This window comes from Bacillus sp. EKM208B (genome assembly GCF_011800725.1).
Taxonomy (GTDB): domain Bacteria; phylum Bacillota; class Bacilli; order Bacillales; family Bacillaceae; genus Bacillus; species Bacillus velezensis.
Map to the genome: position 1 here is coordinate 238,590 of NZ_JAANHO010000001.1, position 23,135 is coordinate 261,724.

The 23,135-nt window shown below is 49.7% G+C and carries 23 protein-coding genes; 9 read left to right on the forward strand and 14 right to left on the reverse strand.

What is annotated here, in order from left to right:
* Nucleotides 1-88: 88 nt before the first annotated feature.
* Entirely contained in the window at nt 89-919 is an 831-nt protein-coding gene (locus tag G9F75_RS01165; RefSeq protein ID WP_167408883.1) for an NAD(P)H-hydrate dehydratase, read from the forward strand.
* Between the two features lie 13 nt (nt 920-932).
* On the opposite strand, the gene G9F75_RS01170 is transcribed toward G9F75_RS01165, so the two are convergent.
* Nucleotides 933-2,291, reverse strand: coding sequence for a purine-cytosine permease family protein (locus G9F75_RS01170; RefSeq protein ID WP_014419229.1), 1,359 nt, complete (start codon nt 2,289-2,291; stop codon nt 933-935).
* Between the two features lie 316 nt (nt 2,292-2,607).
* Between G9F75_RS01170 and G9F75_RS01175 the strand changes: the two genes are divergently transcribed.
* Nucleotides 2,608-3,594 carry a choloylglycine hydrolase family protein gene (locus G9F75_RS01175; protein ID WP_167408884.1) on the forward strand — a complete coding sequence of 329 codons (987 nt, stop codon included), beginning with the start codon at nt 2,608-2,610 and terminating at the stop codon, nt 3,592-3,594.
* A 39-nt stretch (nt 3,595-3,633) separates the two neighbouring features.
* On the opposite strand, the gene katX is transcribed toward G9F75_RS01175, so the two are convergent.
* The 13 genes from katX to G9F75_RS01240 all read right to left on the reverse strand — a co-directional run bounded on the left by katX (nt 3,634) and on the right by G9F75_RS01240 (nt 16,524).
* Nucleotides 3,634-5,247: a catalase KatX gene (gene katX, locus G9F75_RS01180; RefSeq protein WP_014419227.1), complete on the reverse strand. Its 1,614-nt coding sequence runs from the start codon at nt 5,245-5,247 to the stop codon at nt 3,634-3,636.
* Nucleotides 5,248-5,324: 77 nt separating this feature from the next.
* Entirely contained in the window at nt 5,325-6,407 is a 1,083-nt protein-coding gene (locus G9F75_RS01185) for a glycosyl hydrolase (RefSeq protein WP_017418617.1), read from the reverse strand.
* 19 nt (nt 6,408-6,426) lie between these two features.
* On the reverse strand, nt 6,427-7,371 hold the full coding sequence (gene manA / locus G9F75_RS01190; RefSeq protein ID WP_167408885.1) for a mannose-6-phosphate isomerase, class I: 945 nt from the start codon (nt 7,369-7,371) through the stop codon (nt 6,427-6,429).
* Entirely contained in the window at nt 7,368-8,249 is an 882-nt protein-coding gene (locus tag G9F75_RS01195; RefSeq protein ID WP_154817776.1) for an ROK family protein, read from the reverse strand. Before G9F75_RS01195 ends, manA begins: the two co-directional genes overlap by 4 nt.
* A gap of 19 nt (nt 8,250-8,268) precedes the next feature.
* Nucleotides 8,269-9,669: a glycoside hydrolase family 1 protein gene (locus tag G9F75_RS01200; protein ID WP_109567303.1), complete on the reverse strand. Its 1,401-nt coding sequence runs from the start codon at nt 9,667-9,669 to the stop codon at nt 8,269-8,271.
* Between the two features lie 29 nt (nt 9,670-9,698).
* Nucleotides 9,699-11,018 carry a PTS cellobiose transporter subunit IIC gene (celB, locus tag G9F75_RS01205; RefSeq protein WP_109567302.1) on the reverse strand — a complete coding sequence of 440 codons (1,320 nt, stop codon included), beginning with the start codon at nt 11,016-11,018 and terminating at the stop codon, nt 9,699-9,701.
* Between the two features lie 18 nt (nt 11,019-11,036).
* Complete coding sequence (locus G9F75_RS01210) at nt 11,037-11,354, reverse strand: PTS lactose/cellobiose transporter subunit IIA (protein ID WP_003150849.1); 318 nt, start codon at nt 11,352-11,354, stop codon at nt 11,037-11,039.
* Between the two features lie 14 nt (nt 11,355-11,368).
* A complete protein-coding gene (locus tag G9F75_RS01215; RefSeq protein ID WP_007614670.1) occupies nt 11,369-11,680 on the reverse strand; it encodes a PTS sugar transporter subunit IIB in 312 nt (103 codons plus the stop codon).
* Between the two features lie 153 nt (nt 11,681-11,833).
* On the reverse strand, nt 11,834-13,132 hold the full coding sequence (locus G9F75_RS01220; protein WP_014419220.1) for an arsenical efflux pump membrane protein ArsB: 1,299 nt from the start codon (nt 13,130-13,132) through the stop codon (nt 11,834-11,836).
* A 13-nt stretch (nt 13,133-13,145) separates the two neighbouring features.
* Entirely contained in the window at nt 13,146-13,496 is a 351-nt protein-coding gene (locus G9F75_RS01225) for an ArsR/SmtB family transcription factor (RefSeq protein ID WP_014419219.1), read from the reverse strand.
* Nucleotides 13,497-13,598: 102 nt separating this feature from the next.
* Complete coding sequence (locus G9F75_RS01230) at nt 13,599-14,495, reverse strand: ABC transporter substrate-binding protein (protein WP_007407746.1); 897 nt, start codon at nt 14,493-14,495, stop codon at nt 13,599-13,601.
* Between the two features lie 16 nt (nt 14,496-14,511).
* Entirely contained in the window at nt 14,512-15,525 is a 1,014-nt protein-coding gene (locus tag G9F75_RS01235) for a FecCD family ABC transporter permease (RefSeq protein WP_101287701.1), read from the reverse strand.
* On the reverse strand, nt 15,526-16,524 hold the full coding sequence (locus G9F75_RS01240; protein ID WP_042635747.1) for a FecCD family ABC transporter permease: 999 nt from the start codon (nt 16,522-16,524) through the stop codon (nt 15,526-15,528).
* Nucleotides 16,525-16,766: 242 nt separating this feature from the next.
* Between G9F75_RS01240 and G9F75_RS01245 the strand changes: the two genes are divergently transcribed.
* The 7 genes from G9F75_RS01245 (at nt 16,767) to licH (ending at nt 23,102) form a co-directional block, all read left to right on the forward strand.
* Entirely contained in the window at nt 16,767-17,357 is a 591-nt protein-coding gene (locus G9F75_RS01245) for a DNA-3-methyladenine glycosylase (protein ID WP_021494728.1), read from the forward strand.
* 60 nt (nt 17,358-17,417) lie between these two features.
* Entirely contained in the window at nt 17,418-17,543 is a 126-nt protein-coding gene (locus tag G9F75_RS20015) for a hypothetical protein (RefSeq protein WP_260399096.1), read from the forward strand.
* 146 nt (nt 17,544-17,689) lie between these two features.
* On the forward strand, nt 17,690-19,645 hold the full coding sequence (gene licR, locus G9F75_RS01250; protein ID WP_094296196.1) for a transcriptional regulator LicR: 1,956 nt from the start codon (nt 17,690-17,692) through the stop codon (nt 19,643-19,645).
* A gap of 98 nt (nt 19,646-19,743) precedes the next feature.
* The gene (licB, locus tag G9F75_RS01255) at nt 19,744-20,052 is read left to right on the forward strand and encodes a PTS lichenan transporter subunit IIB (protein WP_003150863.1); all 309 of its coding nucleotides are present in this window, start codon (nt 19,744-19,746) and stop codon (nt 20,050-20,052) included.
* A gap of 15 nt (nt 20,053-20,067) precedes the next feature.
* Nucleotides 20,068-21,426 carry a PTS cellobiose transporter subunit IIC gene (celB, locus tag G9F75_RS01260; protein ID WP_167408886.1) on the forward strand — a complete coding sequence of 453 codons (1,359 nt, stop codon included), beginning with the start codon at nt 20,068-20,070 and terminating at the stop codon, nt 21,424-21,426.
* 18 nt (nt 21,427-21,444) lie between these two features.
* Nucleotides 21,445-21,777 carry a PTS lichenan transporter subunit IIA gene (licA, locus tag G9F75_RS01265; protein WP_003150867.1) on the forward strand — a complete coding sequence of 111 codons (333 nt, stop codon included), beginning with the start codon at nt 21,445-21,447 and terminating at the stop codon, nt 21,775-21,777.
* On the forward strand, nt 21,774-23,102 hold the full coding sequence (gene licH / locus G9F75_RS01270; RefSeq protein WP_014419213.1) for a 6-phospho-beta-glucosidase LicH: 1,329 nt from the start codon (nt 21,774-21,776) through the stop codon (nt 23,100-23,102). Before licA ends, licH begins: the two co-directional genes overlap by 4 nt.
* The last annotated feature ends 33 nt before the right edge of the window (nt 23,103-23,135 follow it).

Consider the following 23,135-nt stretch of genomic DNA (forward strand, 5'->3'; position numbering starts at 1 on the left):
CCGCAAACGAGCGGCTGTTTTTTTGTGTGCGGTTTAAAATCTCTTCTTGTTTGGAATATAAATAGGAGACAGAAGAGGAGGTACAGAGATGAATATAATGGATTGGACGGAACAGGATGTGAAAGATACGCTGCCGAAACGGGAGGCAGACAGCCATAAAGGAACGTTCGGGACGGCGTTATTGCTGGCCGGGAGCGATGACATGCCGGGAGCCGCCCTTCTGGCCGGATTGGGCGCGATGAGAAGCGGTGTCGGCAAGCTCGTCATCGGTACATCGGCAGGCGTCATTCCGCTCATCGTCCCGGTGCTGCCGGAAGCGACGTACTGGCGTGACGGCTGGAAAAAAGCCGCGGCGGGCCAGCCCGGGGAAACCATCCGGGCCGCTGCCATCGGGCCGGGCCTTCCTCAAACAGACGAAGTGCAGCAGGCGGCTGATCAGCTGCTTTCTGCCGATTATCCCGTCATACTGGACGCGGGCGCCATTACGAAAAGAACCTATCCAAAGAGGAAAGCCCCCGTGATCTTGACGCCTCATCCCGGCGAATTTTCCAGAATGACAGGCCTTTCGATTCAAGAGATTCAGCAGAACAGAGCGGGATATGCCGCGGAATGGGCGGAGCGGCTTCATGCCACGATTGTCCTGAAAGGAAACGAAACCATTATCGCTTTTCCCGACGGGGAATGCCGCAGGAATACAACCGGAAACGGCGCGCTTGCAAAAGGCGGGACCGGCGACACGCTGACGGGAATGATTCTCGGCATGCTGTGCTGTCATCAAGACCCGAAACATGCCGTATTGAACGCCGTCCGCCTTCACGGCGAATGTGCGGAATTATGGACGAAAGAGCGCTCCGCCCATACCTTATTGGCGCACGAACTTTCTGAACTGCTGCCGCGTGTATGGAAGGAATATGAATAAAGAAAAGGCGTCTTCATAGGGAAGGCGCCTCTTTTTGTTTTACCCTTGATTTCATCAGGACATAATACAGCAGCGACGGAACGGCCAGGCCGATGACCCAGGCAATGTCGCCTCCGCCGAATATTTCAGCGAGCGGCCCGATGTAAAAGGATGTATTGATGAACGGGATTTCTAATATAATCGACAAAACGAAGGCGGCCGCTGTAATCCAATTGACCCTGCCGTATTGCCCGTTGACGTCAAACATCGATTTGACGTGGTATTTTCCGCGTCGGATAAAATAGTAATCCACGAGGTTGATCGCCGTCCATGGAATTAAGAAATAACTGATGAAAAAGATGAAATTTAAAAACAGTTCCATGAAATTGCTTTGGCCCAAGAGACTTAATACAGTACCCGCTGCCGTCACACAAAGGATCATTACCACTCTCGTTTTCGGCGTCACCTTCAGTTTTAAAAACGGCTCCAAAGTAGTCGTGGTTGACATAAAGGCTCCGTATAAATTAAAGACGTTGATCGCCATTTGTCCGAACAGGACAATGATCAGCATAATAAAGGAAAACGGACCGAACAATCGGACAATCTCATTTCCCGCATTAGCGGTAAATTCCGGGAGCGCCGTCGTCAAAATGGCGCCGAGAAGCATCATCCAGATGGAACTGACTGACGTACCTGCGTAGCTGTACCAAAAGGTATGCGATGCCGGTGTTTTGACCGGCAGATAACGGGAATAATCTGCGACATATGGCGCATATGCCAGCTGCCATGTGGCCACCGCGCTGACCGCCACTAGAAAAACAGGCAGATCTAATGAGCCGGGCACCCAGCTTCCTGAAGGAATCGGCAGTTGAAAAATAAGAATCGTTGCAGCAAAAAAAACGGCAAAGGAGGTCCAAGAGAGGATTTTCTGCATTTTGTGAATCAGATCATGACCGTAGATCGTGAGTAAAAAACAGATGGCGCTTAAGCCGATAATACACCATGAAGCCGGAATCGGTACAAAGCTGCTCAATGTACCGGCTGCGAGAATCGTACTGCTCGCAAAGAAGCCCAGGTAGATAAACATGACCAAAAAGAGGGGCAGAATCGCTCCGATCACGCCGAATTGCGCGCGGCTTTGAATCATTTGCGGAATTCCGAGCTGAGGTCCTTGTGCGGAATGAGACGCCATAAAGATTGCGCCGATAAAGGTCCCGATAATAATGGCGGCGATACTCCAAAAGAGATCGAGTCCCATTGTAACGGGCAGTGTGCCTGTGACTAACGTCGTAATATGCATATTAGCCCCGAACCAGACGGGGAATAAATCTTTAGCCTTTCCGTGTCTTTCGTCATGCGGAATATGTTCAATCGTTCGCCTTTCTACTTTCAATAGATAATCTCCTCCGTATGTTCTTCTTTAACATAAAAACATAGCTTAACAGATTGACCTGCCGTTTACAAATTCCAGCATGCAGGAAAAACATTGTAAAGCCTCGCTGACAGCCGTTCAAAAGTTTTTTTGGAAAACGGAACAAACACTGCCGCCAAAGCGATTTGCCAGGGTTTAAAAGGCATGGATATGCTTACGGACTAATATGTATTAAGGAGAAATGTGTCAATCTTTTGACGAATGGAGCCATTATTCGTTAAGCTGGAAGAATAGTTTACTTTGTGTAAATTTCATTAATGAAAAGGGGATTGATGATATGTGTACAAGTCTTACATTGAAAACGACAGACGGTAATCACCTATTGGCGCGAACGATGGATTTTGCATTTCAGCTCGGTACGGACGTCGTGCTTTACCCTCGTCAGTACAGCTGGAAAAGCGAAGCTGACGGCAGGATGCATAAGACGAAATACGCATTTATCGGCATGGGGAGAAATCTCGGCAATGTTCTGTTTGCCGACGGCGTAAATGAAAAGGGGCTGTCGTGTGCGACGCTGTATTTTCCGGGCTTTGCGGGATACGAGAAAGCGGAACGGGAGGGCACCTGTCACATCGCTCCTCATGAGTTTGTTACCTGGGCCTTATCAAACTGTGAATCTCTTGAAGACATAAAGGAAAAGCTCTCAATGCTGACGATTGTAGAGAAGAAGTTAATGTTATTGGATACGGTGCTGCCTCTTCATTGGATTTTATCAGACCGCACGGGCGGCTGCATTGTCATCGAGCCGACACCGGAGGGAATGAAAGTATATGACAACAAACCCGGAGTGATGACCAACAGTCCGGAATTTCCTTGGCATGTGATCAATCTGCGCCATTATATCGGAATCAGGCCGCAGCAGTCAGAAAGCAAAACATTGGGCGGAATGACATTAACCGCTTTCGGCCAAGGATCTGGAACAATCGGGCTTCCCGGTGATTACACGCCGCCATCCCGATTCATCAGAGCCGCTTATCTGAAAGAGCATTTAGAGCCTGCCGCTCATGAAACGGATGGCGTTACAGCCGCTTTTCACGTGCTGTCCAATGTGAATATTCCAAAAGGCGCGGTGATCACAGAGGAGAATGAAATTGATTATACGCAATATACGTCGGTCATGTGCTGTGACACCGGGAACTACTACTTTCATCTGTACGACAACCGGCAGATTCACAAAGTAAGTCTATTCCATGAAGATCTTGAACGTCCGGAGCCGAAAGTATTTGCGGCCGCGGCGGAGCAGAATATACAGGAGCTGAATTAGCTCAAAAAAAAACAGGACGCGATTGTCCTGTTTTTTTATTTAATACGGATCAGACGGATGGCTTTCCTGTTCAGCCTGCTTTGCAGCCTGTTCCGTATCAGTAGTGCCGATCGGCCCGTTGCTGTTGTTTTCGGAAACCTTTTTCAGCCCTTCCGCAACACGTTTTCCGTAGTCCGGATCTGCTTTTGTGAAATTCTCAATCATTTGATCCTGAATGTCTTTCCGGCAGGAAGAAAGCGTATTGACCAAGTTTGTGATCAATTCGTTCCGTTCAAATTCCGAAAATCTGCGGTATGTTTCTCCGGCTTGGCCGAAATGATTCGACCGGTCGATCGCTTCCCGCTTCACATCGCCTTCGACATGAGGTGTATGGTCTTTCCCATCCTGCTTTGCTTCGTTGAGTCCTCCCATAATGGACGGCTCATAGTTGACGTGCGGGTTTTGTCCTTCTGCCCGATCGACCCGATACTGCATTTGCCCGCCTTCCTGGTTGGTGGCGACATGCTTTTTCGGCGAGTTGATCGGAAGCTGCAGGTAATTTGCGCCGACCCGGTACCGCTGGGTATCTGAATAGGCGAATGTCCGCCCCTGAAGTAATTTGTCATCTGAAAAATCAAGGCCGTCCACAAGCACGCCCGTTCCGAATGAGGCCTGTTCCACCTCGGCATGGTAGTTTTCCGGGTTTTTGTTCAGAACCAATTTACCGATCGGCTTCCAAGGAAAATCGTCTTTATACCACAGCTTGGTCGGATCAAGCGGATCAAAATCCAGCTCGGGGTGTTCGTCATCAGTCATGATTTGCGCATACACTTCCCATTCAGGGTAATCGCCTTTTTCAATCGCTTCATACAAATCCTGTGTCGCATGGTTAAAGTTTTTCCCCTGAATCTCTTCCGCTTCCTTCTGTGTCAGGTTGCGGATGCCTTGTTTCGGTTCAAAGTGATATTTGACGAGCACGGCTTTTCCTTCTTCATTGACCCATTTGTAGGCATGGACGCCTGAGCCCTGCATCTGCCGGTAGTTGGCCGGGATGCCCCACGGCGAAAACAAGAAAGTGATCATATGAGTCGCTTCGGGTGATTGGGAAATGAAGTCGAAAATACGCTCGCCGTCCTGAATGTTCGTAACGGGATCAGGCTGAAATGCGTGCACAAGATCCGGGAACTTCAGCGGATCACGGATAAAAAAGATTTTCAAGTTGTTGCCGACCAGATCCCAGTTGCCGTCTTCGGTATAAAGCTTAACGGCAAAACCCCGGGGATCACGCAATGTTTCCGGGGAATGCTTTCCGTGGTTGACGGTAGAAAACCGCACAAACGCCGGAGTTTTCGTTCCTTTCTTTTGAAACACTTTCGCTCTTGTGTATTTAGAAATCTCCTCGTCTCCAAAACTTCCGTACGCCTCAAAGTATCCGTGTGCGCCGGCGCCGCGCGCGTGAACGACGCGCTCGGGAATCCGTTCGCGGTCAAAGTGGCTGATTTTCTCCAAAAAATCATAATTCTCCAATGTCGTCGGTCCTCTATTGCCGACTGTCCTGACATTCTGGTTGTCAGTGACCGGATGGCCCTGCCGGTTTGTCAGCGTGTCTTCTGACTCGCCTTTACCGGTCGTCTTACTGGAAAGCGTTTCTTCGCTGTTTTTGTTATTTTCCATTGTTGAACCCTCCTTTTTGAACGGTAACAATATGCCCAGCAGAGCCGTTTTTTAAAACCGATTTTCAAAAGAAGCGGTTATTCCGCGATCGGCGTCAAGGACCCGCCGTTCCATATTTCGCCCTTGTTCAGCGTCCAGCTGTTTTGATAAAGGCTTTGCGCGCCTTGATTGGCCGCCGGACTTAATTGTTCATCCCATGTCAAAAAGTACGTGGTCTCGGGGTATTTTTGCCTGATCGCATTGATAAAAGCAGCATAATCAAAGCTTCCGATATTGCCGGACGGACCGGTTTCGGCAAAGGCAAACGGTTTTTTCAGAGACAGCATTTCATCATAGCCTGATATCGCATACGGATCAGTGAAGTAAGCGTCCAGACCGGTAATATCCACATAAGATGAGCCTGGGTAGAAGTCTGTTTTAAAGTCTCTGTTGGCATCCGGCGAATACACCCACAAAAGGTTATCCAATCCTCTTGTCTCTGTCATATAGCGGTATATCTTCTTGTAAAGCTCTTTGTACAGCGAGATTCTTTCCGTGTCTTTTTGGTTGTAGCCTGTCAGCCCCCACCAGAACCACTCGCCGTTCATTTCGTGAAGCGGCCTGAACAGAACGGTGACGCCTTGATTTTTCAGCTGAGTAAGGCCGTCGGCGATTTTGCTGAGCAGCGCCTCAAGCCGTTTTCCTTCAACAGTTGAAGGGTCCAGGATGTTTTTGTACTGGCTGTTTGAGATGGCCGTTTTATAGTTTCCGGATGGAAAAGCCGGATTTGCGAGATGCAGGCTGACCTGAGGGAGGCCGCCGCTTTTCCAGTATGAGATCAAGCTGCTGTTGCAGCTGTAATCGATAGTATCGGTGATATCCGCTGTTTCCAGCCATCCTCTCCCATAGTCACAGCCGTAGATGGCGGGAGACTGTCCCGTCGCGTTTTTCAAGCGGTTTTCCTCTGTCATTGAAAAAGTGACATCGCTGTACCCGCCGAACGCACCGGACATGACCCTGTTTTCTGAACGGTTGGGCAGGTGCGCCAGCCAGTTCATGATATCTTTTGTCGTCTGCTGGGCATTTGGGTTGACGGGATAAACGGTGTGAGCCGATATCGGACTGGCGGCTCCTAAGAGTAATAAAACGATAGACAGGCAGACTGCTAACTTTTTGAGCATATAAAAGACCTCCTGATTTTTAAGATGATGAAGGATGTGAAACGATAACCTCACAATCTCCTTCTATAACAAAATCTCCGGAATCCGCCGGCACGATAAAGTGATCGCCTTTGTGAATGGGGCATCCATCCAGTTCTCCGCGTCCTTTAATGACGCTTGCGAGTAAATACCGGCCGGGTGCGGGGAATGATGCTTTCCCGCTCACATCCCATTGATAAACTGAAAAGAAAGGTGTTTCGGCAAGTGTTGTAATAAGAGCATTTCCGATCCGATGCTTTGTGCTTTTTACATTTTCATCGGTATGCGGAATGCCTGTTACGTCAATTGCTTTCTGAAGATGAAGCTCGCGTTTATTCCCGTTCCCATCCGTCCGGTCATAGTCGTAAAGCCGGTAGGTGGCATCAGAGCTTTGCTGGATTTCAAGAACGAGCGTACCTTCACATAAAGCGTGCAGTGTGCCGCTCGGGACATAGAAAAAGTCGCCGGGCTTAATGGGGATGCGGCGGAGCAGGTGATCCCACTCGTTTCGTTCAATGAGCCGAACGAAGTCTTCTCTCGTTTGGGCGCGGTGCCCTAAAATGAGCTCCGCCTCTTTTTTGCAGTCCAATATGTACCAGCATTCCGTTTTTCCGAGTTCTCCGTTTTCATGCCGATGTGCATATGCGTCATCCGGATGAACCTGTACGGATAAGTCCATATTTGCGTCGAGAATTTTTGTGAGCAGGGGAAAGGCTTCTTCTTTCGGATGTCCGAACAGGTCAGGGTGTTCATTCCAGAGACGATGTAATGATGTTCCGGAAAAAGGCCCGTTCCGCAAGATGGATGTGCCGTGCGGATGAGCTGAAATCGCCCAGCACTCTCCCGTCCGCTCAGAAGGAATTTCATACCCGAATGTATCGCGCAGCTTCGTCCCGCCCCATAATCTTTCTTTAAAAACCGGTTCCAAAAATAAGAGTTTCGTCATTTTTCCGCCTCCCGGTTTGCCGCCTCTAATGCGCGCTCCGCCAATACGAGCGAACCGGCCGCTCCGGAGTGAATGCCTAATTGAGGGGGGACGATGCGGTTTTCAATGTCGGGCAGATCAATATATTGATTCAGCCGCTTTTTTACGTGCTGACGGATAGAAGAGAACAGCTGCCGCTGCTTCATGACGCCTCCGCCGAGAATAATCTTTTCCGGCGAAAGTATGAGAATATACTGCACAAGCGCTTCGGCAATATAATAGCCCTCAAGCTCCCACACTTCCTGCTGATCCGTGAGCAGAACTGCTTTTTTCCCCCAGCGTTTCTCAATGGCGGGGCCTGCCGCGAGGCCTTCCAGGCAATCTGTATGGTAAGGGCAATTGCCTTTGTAGCCGTCGTCCGGATGTCTTCTGACGTAAATGTGGCCCATTTCAGGATGAGACAGCCCTTGAACAAATCTTCCGTTCATAATGGCGCCCGCGCCGATGCCTGTGCCGACCGTCAAATAGAGGCAGCTGTCCGCGTTTTTGGCCGCGCCGAAAGAAGCTTCTCCGAGCGCCGCCGCATTAACGTCGGTGGTGAAGCCTGCGGGAATATCAAGAGCGCTTTTGATCGTTTGAAGAATAGGGCAGTTCCGCCAGGCTGTCTTCGGCGTCGCGGTGATGCACCCGTATGTTTGACTGTCGGGACGGATATCAATCGGTCCGAACGACCCGATGCCGATGGCTTCTATCGGGAAATCTTTAAAGTAACGGATGACCTGTCTGAGTGTGTCATCCGGTTCTCCCGTCGGAAACTCTGCTCTGTCCAGAATGGTGCCGTCTCTTTGTCCGGCGGCACAGACAAATTTCGTGCCGCCGGCTTCAATACCTCCAAGCATGGCCGTCCCTCCTCATCTGTTAAAATCCGTTTTGATCGGAAACGGATTTGAACCAGCGGCCGCTTTTTTTGACGGTCCGTTCGCCCCCGTTTTCCAGATTGACAGATACAAAGCCGTAGCGGTTTTTATAAGCATTTGTCCAAGACCAGTTGTCCATGAAAGTCCACAGGTGATAGCCTTTTACATTTGAACCTTCTCCGATGGCCCGATGCACCCATTTGAGATGTTCCTGGATAAATTCAATCCTGTAATCATCCTGAATGATGCCGTTTTCATCGCGGAAGCGTTCCTCGCCTTCTACTCCCATGCCGTTCTCAGAAATAAAACACTCGATATTTCCGTAATGTTCTCTGAGATTTGTGAGAATGTCGTAGATTCCTTTTTCGTAAATTTCCCACCCGCGGTGAGGGTTCATTTTACGGCCGGGCATGACATACGGATCGAAGAAACGCTCAGGCAGGAAAGGGGCATGCGGATTCGGAACATGTTCTTTTGCCTTGACGCGCCTCGGCTGGTAGTAGTTCACGCCTAAGAGGTCAACCGTATGCTCCTGAATGAGGCGGAGATCTTCTTTCTCATAATGCGGCAGAAAGCCTTCCGCCTTGAGAATCTCGACAAGCTCCTCAGGAAATTCGCCCTTTACGGCGGGATCTAAAAATGAGCGGTTGAAAAAGGCGTCGGCAATCCGGGACGCTTTCAGATCTTCAGGATGTGAGCTTCTCGGATAAGAAGGCGTCAGATTCAGAATGATTCCGATTTGTCCGTCCTGTTTCAATTCTCTGTAGGCTTTGACAGCCCTTGCATTCGACAGCAGGGTATGGAAGCCGGCCTGCACCGCTTCTTGAAAATTAACGTGATTCGGGTAGTGAAAGTCGTATAAGTAGCCGCCTTCAATCGGCACAATCGGCTCGTTGTGAGTGAACCATTTTTTCACCTTGTCACCGAATAGCGAAAAGCATGTTTTGGCGTAATGTTCAAACGCGTCAACGGTGTTCCGGCTGACCCAGCCCCCCTTACGCTGAAGGGCGAGCGGCATGTCAAAGTGAAACAAATTGACAAACGGCTCAATGTGATGGGCAAGCATTTCATCGATGACGTCCTGATAAAACGCGACCGCTTTCTGATTGACCTCGCCAGTTCCGTCCGGAATCAATCTTGACCAGGAAATAGACAGCCGGAAGGAGTTATGGCCGATTTCTTTCATCAGCCGGATATCCTCCTTGTATTGATCGTAAAAACGTGACGTGTCGCCGGGGCCGACGCCGTTAAAAAAACGGCTCGGCTCTTTTTCATACCAGTAATCCCATATGTTTTGGCTTTTTCCGTCTCTGTCAGCGGCGCCTTCTGTTTGGGTGGCGGAGGCGGAAGACCCCCACCAGAATCCTTTCGGAAAACGATATTGAATATTTGATTCAGTCAATTGATTTCTCTCCCTTACTGCGATTTTGATTACATACTCATGCTGTCATCCCGGGCATGCTGCTCGGTCTCAGCTTCTTTTTCCTTTGCCATGTTTAATTTGTCCAGCGCTTTAAGAAACGGGAACCAGATGACAAACACAATACAGAGGTTGACCAGCTGCATAATGCCGCCCATGACGGAATTGGTCGCCATAATCCCGTTAATGAAAAGGGGGACGGTCCAAGGCACGGTCACGCCGGTAGGAGGGGGCACGATCCCCGCCGACATGGCCAGGTAGGTGACAAGGGTGACAACCATCGGTGCGATGACCCACGGAATGATAATGATCGGGTTCATCACGATCGGCAAACCGAAAATAACCGGCTCATTGACGTTGAAAATGCCCGGCGCGAGACCGAGTTTGGATATCTGTTTCATCTGTTTGCTTTTCATAAAAAGCAAGATGGCGATCACTATGGCCAATGTCATTCCGGTTCCGCCCATTCCGACGGTGTAAATCTCCATAAACGGCTTAGAAATAATATGGGGAATCTCTTTTCCCGCTGTATACGCAGCCAAATTTTCGACCTGTAATGTATTCCAAATCGGGTCCATCACGGAATTGATAATGATTTGTCCGTGAAGTCCGAAAAACCATAAAATCTGAATAAAGAAAACAGCGATTAATGTAGGGATGATGCCGCTTCCAAGTCCGACAAGCGGGGCTTGAACCGTATGATAAATGACATCATGCAGATTGGTGTGAAAGATCTGGGTGACAGCCGCATTGATCAAGAGGAAGACGGTAAGCGTGATAAAAGCCGGAATCAATGCGGCGAACGATTTAGCAACAGCCGGAGGAACACCGGCAGGCATCTTAATCGTTAAGTTTCTCTGGACGATTCTTCTGTAGATTTCACCTGACAAAAACGCGGTTATCATGCCGAGAAACATCCCTTTTGCTCCAAGCCGGTCAACCGGAATGACGCCTGCGACCGCTTTGCCCGTTTCCGGCTCTAAAACGAACGGAGTGAGCAGCAGAAAAGAAACCAATGCAATCGCTCCGCCGAATACGGCCTCCACTTCGTAGCTTTTGGAAAGGTAATAGCCGATCCCGAAGACGATAAAAATGGACATAATCCCCATCGTCGCCGTCGAAGCGCCGCCAAATCCGGATTGAAAGACAGACAGTGCGGAGCTGCTCATGATTTTGTTTAAAAACGGCAGGTTCGTCAGCACGACGAACACCGAACCGAAAATGGTCAGCGGAAACGCCAGCATAAAAGCATCCCGTAAGACTTGCAAGTAGCGGTTATTGTTTAATTTGCCCGCGATCGGAACAAGGAATTGGCTGATTTTCTCAAACACGTCTTCACCCCCGGCTTTTTATAAATTCTTTGATTGAAATAAGTCGAGCATTTCTTTAACCAGCTCTTTCATTGAGAGCGCTGACATTAAGTGGTCTTCAGCATGCATAAAAAGCAGGGAGACATCCGTCTTGGCGCCGCCGGCTTCTTTTTGAATCATCTGAAAATGGATGTCGTGCGCTTTCCCCAGTTCTTCTTCAGCCTTTGTCAGAAAGGTGTCTGACTCATCTGGCCGGCCGTCTTTATAAGCGCGTATCGATTGAATAATACAGCTGCGGGCATTACCGCTGTGAAGAATCAGCTGAAAACTGATCTGTTCATCCGTGTACGTTTCCATGCTTATCGCCTCCTTTATTTGTTCTCTATTAAGGCAACGGCCTGTTCGTATGCTTTTTTGCCGTCTCCCATGCCGTAAGCCATCATGTCAATCACATCAACGGTGATGTGAAGCGGGTCCGCCTCTTTTTGAAGCTCACCTTTTAAAAAACTCATCTGCGGGCCGATCAGTACGACGTCTGCATCTTTCATCGCTTCTTTTGCTTTATCCTGTCCGACTGCCCAAATCTCGGCTTCCTCACCGATGGAGCGGGCGTAATTCTGCATTTTCGTAACAAGAAGGCTGGTGGACATGCCTGAGCTGCAGGCTAATAAAATTCTTTTCATGTGGAATCCCTTCTTTCATAAAGTTAAAACGTTTTCATGAATATTATAATCTTTTTAAATTAAATGTCTATACTTTTAAAATATAAAAGTTTTACTTTTCGGATTTTTGACACAAAAAAACCTTTTAAGATTCAACTTAAAAGGTTTTTCATCTCAAGCGAGCCATAACAGCCATAAATAAAGTCCGATCAGGGTGATGAATAACGTCGGAATGGTTAATATCAGACCTGTCTTGAAATACATTCCCCAGGAAATTTTCACGTTTTTCCGGCTCAGCACGTGGAGCCATAACAATGTCGCCAGCGATCCGATCGGCGTGATTTTCGGCCCAAGGTCCGAACCGATAACATTCGCGTAAATCAATGCTTCTCTCATCAGCCCGTGAGTGTCCGTTCCGCTGATGGCTATGGCGTCAATCATCACCGTCGGCAGGTTATTCATAACGGAGGACAGGATCGCAGCGATAAAACCCATTCCGAGTGTGCCCGCAAACAGTCCGTGATCCGCCGCTTTCTGAATAAGCTGAGAAAGAAGATCCGTCAGTCCGGCATTCCGCAAGCCGTACACGACAACATACATGCCGACAGAAAAAAACACGATGGCCCACGGGGCGTCCTTGATGACTTGTTTCGCAGGGACGGCGGGGCTTCGCTGCGCCAGAATGAGAAAAATAACCGCGATGGAGCCGGCAACGAAGGAAACGGGGATCGACAGCAGCGCACTGACGAAATACCCAATCAATAAAACGGCCAGGACACCCCATGATAACCGGAAAAGGCGTTCATCCTTAATCGCGGATGCCGGATGTTTCACAAGACCGGTGTCATACCGTTTCGGAATGTTTTTTCTGAAATAGAGATACAGCACCAAAATGCTTGCTGCCAGAGAAAAAAGGTTGGGCACCAGCATGCGTGATGCATATTCAATGTACCCGATATGAAAGTAATCCGCGGATACAATATTGACCAAATTGCTTACAACGAGCGGAAGCGAGGTGGTGTCGGCGATGAATCCTCCGGCGATAATAAACGGAAAAACCAGCTTTTCAGGTAAATTCAAAGCCCGCACCATCGCCAGTACGATCGGCGTCAAAATGAGCGCCGCTCCGTCATTGGCAAACAGGGCGGAGACAACAGCTCCTAAGACCGACACATAGAGAAACATCCGCAGCCCGCTGCCTTTGGCCGCCATGGCCATATGCAGCGCGGCCCATTCAAAAAAACCGATGCTGTCAAGAATCAATGAAATGATAATAATGGCGATAAAGGCAAGCGTCGCATTCCAGACGATTCCCGTCACTTCCGCGATATCGTGCAGGCTGACTGCTCCGGCGATCAAAGCGAGGACCGCTCCGCCGCAGGCAGACCAGCCGATTGATACATGTTTCGGCTGCCATATGACAAACACAAGTGTCAGCACAAAAATCAGCGCTGATAAAACCGCAACTCCCAAGAATATATCCCCCTTACCGGCATGTAACAGTGACTTCTTTTTGCCGCAATGTCTGTAAAACTTCGTCCTTTTCATCTATCTGCTGCAGAATCGAGCAAACCAGCGCGTATTCCGGACCGGACGGATGAATGGCATAGTACCGCCACTGGCCCTCGCGTCTTTCCCGCACAAGGCCGGCGTTCTTTAATTTCCGCAAGTGCTGGCTGATGCCGGGCTGACTTATATCAAAAATAGCCGTCAGCTCGCAGACACAATATTCCTTATCCTCCAGAAGCTTCAGCATCAAAAGCCTCGTCGGGTCGCTTAGAAGCTTGAGGCACTGGCTGATCCCTCCGGAACTTAAAGCATGATGCCGCCGTTCCATGCGCTCACTCCTTTTTCACACTATTATATAAGCGGTTGTTTATATAAGTAAACGACAATATAAAAAAGCCGGCCTTGCAATTTTTGCAAAACCGGCTCATGTTTATTTTTGGAACAGTTTTTTCGCTTCATCCATTGCTAATTTATTTCCCAGTGCTGAATAATCAAGCCAAGGCTGATCGGCAATTTTATAGACGTGGTTTGCTTTCACGGCCTTCAGCCCTTTCCATACAGCGCTTTTTTGCAATTCTTTATAGGCTTGCTGTGACTTGTCGTCTCTGTTAACGACGACGAAAATCGCATCTGCGTTGTAATCAGGCAGCACTTCTTGAGAAATGACTTCATAAGGGCGGGAGGTGTTCATTTCTTTAATGCCGTCAGCCGGTTTCAGCTTCAGATCGTCAAACAGAATCGGTCCCATCGGGCGGCGTGTGCTGAAGACGCGAAGCTCTTTTGCGTTCACGCGGATCGCCATGACTTTGGCGTTTTTCCCTAATTCCTTATTCATCATGGATCTGACTTGTTTTGTTTCATCTTCGTAATCCTGAATAAATGTTTTCGCTTCTTTTTCACGGTTGACGATTTTTCCGATGTCTTTTAAATGATCGCGCCAAGTGCCTTTATCAAGGTCGAAAACGTGTGTGTTTCCGATTTTCTTGTATTTTGACACATCTTTTCCCGCAAATTCTTTATCAAGATAAATGTTGTCAGGGTTCAGCTCAAGTAAAGCTTCCATATCCGGATCTGAGGCAGGGCCGAGTTTTTTCGTGTCTTTCAGCTGATTTTTCACATGAGGGAGAAAATCTTTTAATTCTCCGCCCACGACGGAACCGGCAGGTGTAACGCCGAGAGCCAGCAGATCATTTGTCAGGTGAATGGACATCGAAGCGATTTTATGATCGCCGGATTTCTTTTTTGACTCCGGCTGTGTTGAATCGGATTGGCAGGCAGCCAGTAAGAAAATACACATGAAACTGACGAGCGCAATTATTTTTTTCATGGGAATACTCCTTGTTTTATGATTTGATTTTCATGACGAGATAGAGAAAATACGGCGCGCCGATGGCTGCCGCAACCACGCCGGCCGGAATGGCGTTCGGCTGAAACAAAGACCGGCCGATGGTGTCTGCCGCGACAAGAATGACAAGTCCGATTAATCCTGCAATCGGAATAATATGCTGATGCATGGTGCCGACGAGCCGTCTTGCCAAGTGAGGGGCGGCAAAGCCGATAAAGCCGATTCCGCCGGCCATCGCCACACTCGCGCAGGACAAGCCGACCGCTATGGCGATCAGCATGATCCTTTTTCTCTGCACGTGTGCGCCAAGCCCCGCGGCTGCCTGGTCACCGAGCATTAAAATATTCAAAGAGCGGGCGTTCAGCCATGCAAGCGGTGCGAGAATGCCGATCCAGGGCAATAGCGACCACACGTGAATCCAATCCCTGCCCCAGACGTTTCCCACCAGCCAGCGGGAAGCGAATGTATAAGTTTCTTCATTCAGGCGCAGCGACATAAACAATGTAACGGCGCTGAAGCCCGCGGAAACGGCGATCCCGACTAACAGCATGCGGATCGTTAAAAAACCGTTCAGCCTGTCGTACGTAAGCACTACGATCAGCAGGGCGGCGAGTGTTCCGCCCGCAAACGTAAACAGCGGGATGAACATCGACGCTTGCGCCTCCAAGGAATGAAAGAATGTGATATACATCATCAAACCGAAGGAAGCGCCGGCATGCAGTCCGAGAATGCCCGGATCGGCAAGCGGATTTCGGGATACACCCTGCAAAATAGCGCCCGACACTCCTAAACCGATGCCGGCCAGCATCGTCACCAGAATCCGGGGAAGCCGGTAATCGAATAAAACGGTTGTGCTTTGAAACGTGCCGTATCCGAACAGCGTTTTTCCCACGGTGAGAGGAGAAAGCCGGAATGAGCCCGTATGCAGCCCGATCAGAATCATGCAAACGGCGATGACCAGCAGAATGAGTCCTGCCACCGCCGCTTTTTTTGTTTCTTTCTGCACTTTCATTTATAAGTCTCTCCCTTCCTTGCGGGCAATATAAAGAAAGAAAGGGACACCGACAAGTGCGACCATAATGCCTATCGCCAATTCCCTCGGGGGACTGACCGTGCGCGAGGCCAGGTCGGCCAAAATCAATAGAATCGCGCCGAGTAACGCGGACATCGGAATAATCAGCCTGTACGTAACGCCGACGATCTTTCGCGCGATATGGGGAATGACCAGCCCGACGAAGCCGATCGCGCCCGCAGCGGAAACAGACACACCGGCAAGAACGACGGCGATCATTAATCCGGCGGCACGCGTCAGAGCCGTGTTCACCCCTAAATTCGCCGCCACGTCATTTCCCATTGAGAGAAGGGTGACGGACCGGCCCATGAATGTCGCGAGAATGATGAAGACCGCAATCACGGGAACAAGGACTTGTAAATGAGCCCACTTGATCCCTGACACCCCGCCGGCGTACCAGAAGGCCAAATCCTGGCTTAAATCGTAATAAATCGCCACACCGGTACTGAGTGAATGTAAAAGAGCGGCCACGACCGCCCCGGCAAGCGTCACCTTTAAAGGTGTCATGCTGCCTTTTCCCGCCGCACTGATAAAGAAAATCAAGCCGGTGCTTGCCAGTGCTCCCAAAAATGACATCACCATCAGCAGGGCGTATGACAAATGAGGGAAAAAAGCAAAGCTGAGCGCAACAACAAACATGGCGCCCGCGTTTACGCCTAAGACACCCGAATCGGCAAGCGGGTTTCTCGTGACACCCTGCATGAGGGCGCCGGCTGCAGCAAAAGCGGCTCCTGTAACGGCCGCCCCGAGCACCCTCGGAAGACGCAATTCATGAATGATCTGCTGGCCCGTTATGTTCGGATTATAATCAGCAACAGCCGACCAAACCGTATGTAAAGTAATGTCTTTCGCGCCGAATGAGACAGCGAAAAAAATAGATACAAGCAGCCCGATCACCGCGATCAGGAAGAAAACCCCGTTTTTTAAGATGCTGATCAGACGGTTTGCGGACGTGACAGAATCGCTCAAAAATCAATTCACCTACTTTTATGATCATTGTCCGGCATTTATTGAATATGAGAATCATTTTCATTTGAACCATCATATTATACCGAGCTGATTTTCAAAACGCAATAGAGCGTTCAACAATGATGTCCTTTTTTTCTCTCATGTTTATATTGTAAAAAAGAAGTGAAAAACGTGAAAGAGGAAATCGCTATATTCAGAAAGGAGGGAGGCAAATGGCGGGAGAACGAAAGCCTTTGCCGATTGAATTTTACCAGAGACCGTCAGTGGAGCTTGCCCCTTTATTGCTCGGCTGTCTCTTGGTGAAGGAGACGGACGAGGGAACGGCTTCAGGTTTTATCGTGGAAACGGAAGCTTATATGGGAGCGGATGACAGGGCGGCGCACAGCTTCGGCAACCGGCGCACGAAACGGACGGAAATTATGTTCCATGAGGCGGGCCGCATTTATACATACGTCATGCACACTCATACATTAATGAACGTCGTCGCCGCGGACATCGGCATTCCGCAGGCCGTGTTAATCAGGGCGGCGGAGCCTCATGAAGGACAGTTCCTGATGGAGAGCAGGAGACCGGGCAGACCCCCGAGAGAGCGGACAAACGGCCCGGGAAAACTGACGAAGGCGATGGGCATTTCAATGAACGACTACGGCAGCATGATCACGGAACCGCCGCTGTATATTACGGAGGGCTTTACGCCTGAGCATATATCAACAGGCCCGAGAATCGGGATTGACAACAGCGGAGAAGCCCGGGATTATCCGTGGCGCTATTGGGTGACGGGGAACCGGTATGTCTCACGCTGACCATGTTTATAAACGCTGATAACAGGGGAAAGACAAGGTAAAAGAAAGGGGATTCAGACATTGAAAAAATTTTTCAAAACGATTATCAAATGGGCGCCCGTCATCTATCCGATCATCAGAAAAATCATAAAAGAACGGAAGACATCTAAGCGGAACCGCATGTCCGCATCCCGAACAGCCGGCTGATCCGGCTGTTTTTTTACGGGCCTGGCATCGGATTGCCGCATTGACTTGAAATCCTCCCCATTATAGAATTTACATACATTTACCCCTTCCTCATTCTTTTTGCCCATTTTTCACGTCTGCATCTGATCTGATAGGAGGTTTTTCTCATGCTTCATGGGCGGCTTCGTGAACTTCTGCGCTTGCTTTTAGCTGCTGAAACACCGGTTACAAGCTCAGTCATCGCTGCAAATGTAAAGGTAACGACGCGGACGGTCCGCAATGACATAAAGGAACTGCAAACCATTGTAGAAAAACACGGCGCATCCATTCAATCTGTCAGAGGGAGCGGCTATAAGCTGCTGATCCGGAATGAGCAGCCGTTTAAAAACTGGCTTCAGGACAATTTCCAGCAGAACAGCACCGTGCCGATTTTTCCCGGTGAACGGTTAGATTACCTTATGAAAAGAATGCTTCTGGCCGACGGCTACCTCAAGCTGGATGACTTGGCGGAAGAACTGTTCATCAGTAAATCCACACTTCAATCTGATTTAAAAGAAGTCAAAAAACGGCTCCGCCCCTATGACATCATTTTGGAAACAAGGCCGAACTACGGCTTTAAGCTGCGCGGCGAAGAGCTCCGCCTCCGTTATTGTATGGCGGAATACTTAGTGGACGACCGCGAGCCTGAGCCTGATCTCCTGAGTGAAAAGGCCGGTATTCTGCCGAAAGACGACATTCACGTGATCCGCACAGCCATTATGAAGCAGGTTCGAAACCACAAGATCCCGCTTTCTTTCTTCGGCCTGAACAATCTCATCATCCATATTGCCATTGCCTGCAAACGAATCCGGACAGAAAACTATGTATCTCTCATCCCGGAAGATCTTCATGATATTAAGCTTGAAACAGAATATCAGTCAGCGGAAGCCATCGTAAAAGAGCTTGAATCTGCGCTTTCGGTCACCTTTCCCGAACAGGAAACCGCCTATATCGCCATTCACCTGCTCGGGACAAAGCGCATGACCCAGTCACAATTGGAAGGAAAAGAGCTTACAAGGCTGATAGACGGGGAAACCAGCCGTTTGACGGAGGCCATGATCGAAGCCATTGAGCGGGAGCTGAAGCTCGGAATCACGGACGACAATGAGCTGAAAGCGGGTCTTGCGCTCCACATCAAGCCGGCGATTAACCGAAACCGGTACGGAATGAACCTGAGAAACCCGATGCTCTCCGCCATAAAGGAAAATTATCCGCTCGCATTTGAAGCGGGAGTGATTGCGGGAATCGTGATCAAGGAGCAAACCGGCATTGATATTCATGAAAATGAGATCGGATATTTGGCGCTTCATTTCGGAGCCGCCATTGAAAGGAGAAAGACGGAACGGCCGCCTAAACGCTGCTTGATTGTTTGTGCGTCCGGCGCCGGCAGCGCGCAGCTTTTAAGAGAAAAGCTCCGTTCCCGGTTCGCAAAGCGTCTTGAAATCGTCGGAACGGCTGATTACTGCAGCCTTGACCAGCTTTCCTTTGAGTCGATTGATTTTGTGGTCAGCACAGTGCCGATCAAAAAAGACCTGCCCGTTCCCGTATTGAAGGTTCATACGCTGTTGGGCGGCGGGGATTTTACAAAAATCGACGCCATGCTGGAAGAAAAGCGGGAACAATTGAACTTTCTGAAACCGGAGCTGGTATTTTTGCAGCAGGATCTGGAGACGAAGGAGGACGTCATCCGTTTTCTCGGACAGCAGGTTGCAGAAGCCGGCCTCGCTTCTGATTCTCTGACCGATTCTATTTTTGAAAGGGAAGCGATTTCTCCTACGAGTTTCGGCAATCTTACGGCGATTCCGCACCCGCTCGTTCCGCAGACAGACACGACGTTTTGGGCGGTATGCACGCTGAAGAAACCGATTGACTGGGCGGATAAGCGTGTCCAATTTGTCTGCCTGCTCTGCGTCGAGAAAGAAAGCAAAGCCGACCTCCAGCATATGTACAAATGGCTCGGCGGCATGTTAGATGATCCGGCCGCGGTAAGCCGTCTCTTAAAATGCACAACCTATCAGGAGGTTTTACGAGTATTCAGAGACAAACGATCAGAGAAAGACCGGGATATACCTTTTTTCCGTTAGCAGCGGAAAAAGCCTGAGTAGTTATGAAAGCGATTTCATAATATGATGGTACTAACATCGAGACATACAAAATATCAAACTTTCAGGAGGTCTTTTACATGAATATATTACTCGTTTGTGCAGCAGGGATGTCAACAAGCTTACTCGTCACCAAGATGGAAAAAAGCGCGCAGGAACAAGGAAAAGAATATAAAATCTGGGCGGTGTCAGGCGATTCAGTCAACCAGCATATTGATAAAGCGGACGTATTGCTGCTTGGGCCTCAAGTCCGTTATTTGCTTCCGCAGCTGAAAAAATTGGGTGAATCAAAAGGAGTGCCGGTTGAAGTCATCAATACCGTCCATTACGGCACTTGCAACGGAGCGGAGGTTCTGAAATCAGCGGAACAGCTCGGAAACGCATCGTAGAAAGGGGCGGGCTGTGTGAATAAGGTGAACCAGTTTTTAGAAGAGAAAGTCATGCCCATTGCCGGAAAAATTGCCTCCCAGCGGCATCTGCAAGCATTGCGTGACGGGATCATCCTCACCATGCCGCTTATCATCATTGGTTCGTTTTTTCTGATCATCGGCAACCTGCCGATTCCGGGGTATGCGGATTTCATGGCAAAGACGTTCGGAAGCGCTTGGTCTCAAAAACTGCAATATCCGGTTGATGCGACCTTTGAAATCATGGGTCTTGTCGCCGCTTTCGGAATCGCCTACCGCCTGGCCGAAAAAAACGGGGTGGACGCATTATCGGCCGGTGCGATATCTTTGGCGGCGTTTCTCTTGGCAACGCCGTACAAAGTTCCGTTTCTGCCTTCCGGCGCCAAAGAGGAAATCATGGTGGGCGGCGGCATCCCGCTGTCTCTCATGGGAAGCAAAGGGCTGTTTGTCGCGATGATCATCGCCATGCTGTCGACGGAAATTTACCGCTTGATCATCCAGCGGAATTTCGTCTTCAAAATGCCGGACGGCGTGCCTCCGGCGGTCAGCAAATCGTTTGTCGCCTTAATTCCCGGCTTTGCCGTCATCTTTCTGATCTGGGGTGCGCGTTTAATTGTCGAAGCGACGCCGTTTGAAAGCCTTCATAACATTGTAAGCGTTGTACTGGGGACGCCGCTCTCGATTCTTGGGGGAAGTCTCGGCGGAAGCCTGATAGCCGAAGCGGTTCAAATGCTCTTGTGGGCGTGCGGATTACACGGGGCGAACATAGTCGGCGGCGTCATGGCGCCGATCTGGTTCGGAGCGATGGATGCCAACCGGATTGCGTTTCAGGCGGGCGATGCGCTTCCGAATATTTTCACCCAGCAGTTCTTTGAAATCTGGATCAACATCGGCGGAAGCGGCGCGACACTGGCGCTCGTGGTCACCATGTTTCTCCGTTCGCGAAGCAAGCAGATGAAGCAGCTTGGGAAACTCGCCATCGGGCCGGCCGTCTTTAATATTAATGAGCCGATTATTTTCGGAATGCCGATCGTCATGAACCCGATGCTTCTCATTCCGTTCATTATCACACCGCTTGTCACACTGGTCCTTACCTATATCGGCATGAGCACCGGCCTCGTCGCCAAACCTGCCGGCATTGCCGTCCCATGGACGATGCCGCCGATTTTCTCCGGCTATCTTGCCACGGGCGGAAAAATATCAGGGGCTGTCATGCAGGCGATTAATATCATTACAGCCTTTATCGTGTACTATCCGTTCTTCAGAATGTGGGATTCGCAAAAGCTGAAAGAAGAAAACGAACTTGAACAATCGCAGGCGCCAGCCGTACAGGGAGACGAAAAAGCCGTGCTGTAGAGAAAGGGAGTGAAACACATGAATGAAAAAATGGAACAGACCATTTTTCAGATCATCCTGCATGGCGGCAACGGCAGAAGCGCATCAATGGAAGCCATTGCCGCCGCAAAGCGGGGGGACAGAGCCATGGCGGAGGAAAAGCTTCAGGAAGCCGCAAGGGAACTGACCGAAGCTCATCATTATCAGACAGAACTGATCCAAAATGAAGCCGGCGGAGAAAAAACAGACATGACGCTTTTGATGGTGCATGCGCAAGATCATTTAATGAATGCCATGACCGTGAAAGACTTGGCCGCAGAGTTAGTCGAGATTTATGAAAAAGTGAGTCTGCAAGGGGGAGCAAAAATATGACAAAAGGAATTAAAATTGTAACGATCGGCGGAGGTTCAAGCTATACACCGGAGCTTGTGGAAGGCATCATTAAGCGCTATGAGGAACTGCCTGTCAGAGAATTATGGCTCGTCGACATTCCTGAAGGCGAGAAAAAACTCAATATCGTCGGCACGCTTGCAAAACGCATGGTCGAAAAAGCGGGTGTTCCGATAGAGATTCACCTGACGCTTGACCGGAGAGAAGCCTTGAAGGATGCGGATTTCGTAACGACTCAATTCCGCGTCGGCCTTCTTGAGGCCCGCGCCAAAGACGAACGGATTCCGTTAAAATACGGCGTAATCGGCCAGGAGACAAACGGTCCGGGCGGTTTATTCAAAGGGCTGCGCACCATCCCGGTTATTCTGGAAATCGCGAAAGACATCGAAGAGCTTTGTCCGAATGCATGGCTCGTGAATTTCACAAACCCTGCCGGCATGGTTACCGAGGCCTTGCTCCGCTACTCGAATCTCACAAAAGTCGTCGGCCTCTGCAATGTGCCGATCGGCATTAAAATGGGCGTCGCAAAAGCATTGGATGTGGATGTCAGCCGGATCGAAGTGCAATTTGCCGGGCTGAATCACATGGTCTTCGGATTAGATGTTTTCTTAGACGGCGTCAGCGTGAAAGATCAAGTCATTGAAGCCATGGGAGACCCGAAAAACGCCATGACGATGAAAAATATTTCAGGAGCGGAATGGGAGCCTGAATTCCTGAAGGCGCTCGATCTGATTCCTTGCGGCTACCACCGCTATTATTTCAAAACGAAAGAAATGCTCGAGCATGAAATAGAAGCGTCACAGACGGAGGGCACACGCGCCGAGGTCGTGCAGAAGGTTGAGAAAGAACTGTTCGAACTGTACAAAGATCCGAATCTCGCCATCAAACCGCCGCAGCTTGAAAAACGGGGCGGAGCGTACTACAGTGACGCGGCCTGCAACCTGATCAGCTCCATCTATAACGACAAACATGATATCCAGCCCGTCAATACGATAAACAACGGCGCGATCGCCAGCATTCCGAATGACTCAGCGGTCGAAGTGAACTGTGTCATGACGAAAGACGGTCCGAAACCGATCGCCGTCGGTGATCTGCCGGTGTCTGTCCGCGGACTCGTCCAGCAAATCAAATCATTTGAGCGCGTCGCCGCTGAAGCAGCCGTCACGGGAGATTATCAAACGGCGCTACTTGCGATGACGATCAACCCTCTCGTCCCGTCAGACTCCGTGGCAAAGGCCATTCTGGATGAAATGCTTGAGGCCCACAAAGAACATCTGCCTCATTTCTTTAAGTCGATTGAAGCATAAGAGCAGTAAAAAAAACCCGGATTCGCTTCCGGG

Bases quoted from the DNA above. Each gene is read 5' to 3' on its own strand.
- G9F75_RS01165 (WP_167408883.1), top strand. From the start codon at position 89: ATGAATATAATGGATTGGACGGAACAGGATGTGAAAGATACGCTGCCG.
- G9F75_RS01175 (WP_167408884.1), top strand. From the start codon at position 2,608: ATGTGTACAAGTCTTACATTGAAAACGACAGACGGTAATCACCTATTG.
- katX (WP_014419227.1), bottom strand. From the start codon at position 5,247: ATGGAAAATAACAAAAACAGCGAAGAAACGCTTTCCAGTAAGACGACC.
- G9F75_RS01185 (WP_017418617.1), bottom strand. From the start codon at position 6,407: ATGCTCAAAAAGTTAGCAGTCTGCCTGTCTATCGTTTTATTACTCTTA.
- manA (WP_167408885.1), bottom strand. From the start codon at position 7,371: ATGACGAAACTCTTATTTTTGGAACCGGTTTTTAAAGAAAGATTATGG.
- G9F75_RS01195 (WP_154817776.1), bottom strand. From the start codon at position 8,249: ATGCTTGGAGGTATTGAAGCCGGCGGCACGAAATTTGTCTGTGCCGCC.
- G9F75_RS01210 (WP_003150849.1), bottom strand. From the start codon at position 11,354: ATGGAAACGTACACGGATGAACAGATCAGTTTTCAGCTGATTCTTCAC.
- G9F75_RS01215 (WP_007614670.1), bottom strand. From the start codon at position 11,680: ATGAAAAGAATTTTATTAGCCTGCAGCTCAGGCATGTCCACCAGCCTT.
- G9F75_RS01225 (WP_014419219.1), bottom strand. From the start codon at position 13,496: ATGGAACGGCGGCATCATGCTTTAAGTTCCGGAGGGATCAGCCAGTGC.
- G9F75_RS01230 (WP_007407746.1), bottom strand. From the start codon at position 14,495: ATGAAAAAAATAATTGCGCTCGTCAGTTTCATGTGTATTTTCTTACTG.
- G9F75_RS01235 (WP_101287701.1), bottom strand. From the start codon at position 15,525: ATGAAAGTGCAGAAAGAAACAAAAAAAGCGGCGGTGGCAGGACTCATT.
- G9F75_RS01245 (WP_021494728.1), top strand. From the start codon at position 16,767: ATGGCGGGAGAACGAAAGCCTTTGCCGATTGAATTTTACCAGAGACCG.
- licR (WP_094296196.1), top strand. From the start codon at position 17,690: ATGCTTCATGGGCGGCTTCGTGAACTTCTGCGCTTGCTTTTAGCTGCT.
- licB (WP_003150863.1), top strand. From the start codon at position 19,744: ATGAATATATTACTCGTTTGTGCAGCAGGGATGTCAACAAGCTTACTC.
- licA (WP_003150867.1), top strand. From the start codon at position 21,445: ATGAATGAAAAAATGGAACAGACCATTTTTCAGATCATCCTGCATGGC.
- licH (WP_014419213.1), top strand. From the start codon at position 21,774: ATGACAAAAGGAATTAAAATTGTAACGATCGGCGGAGGTTCAAGCTAT.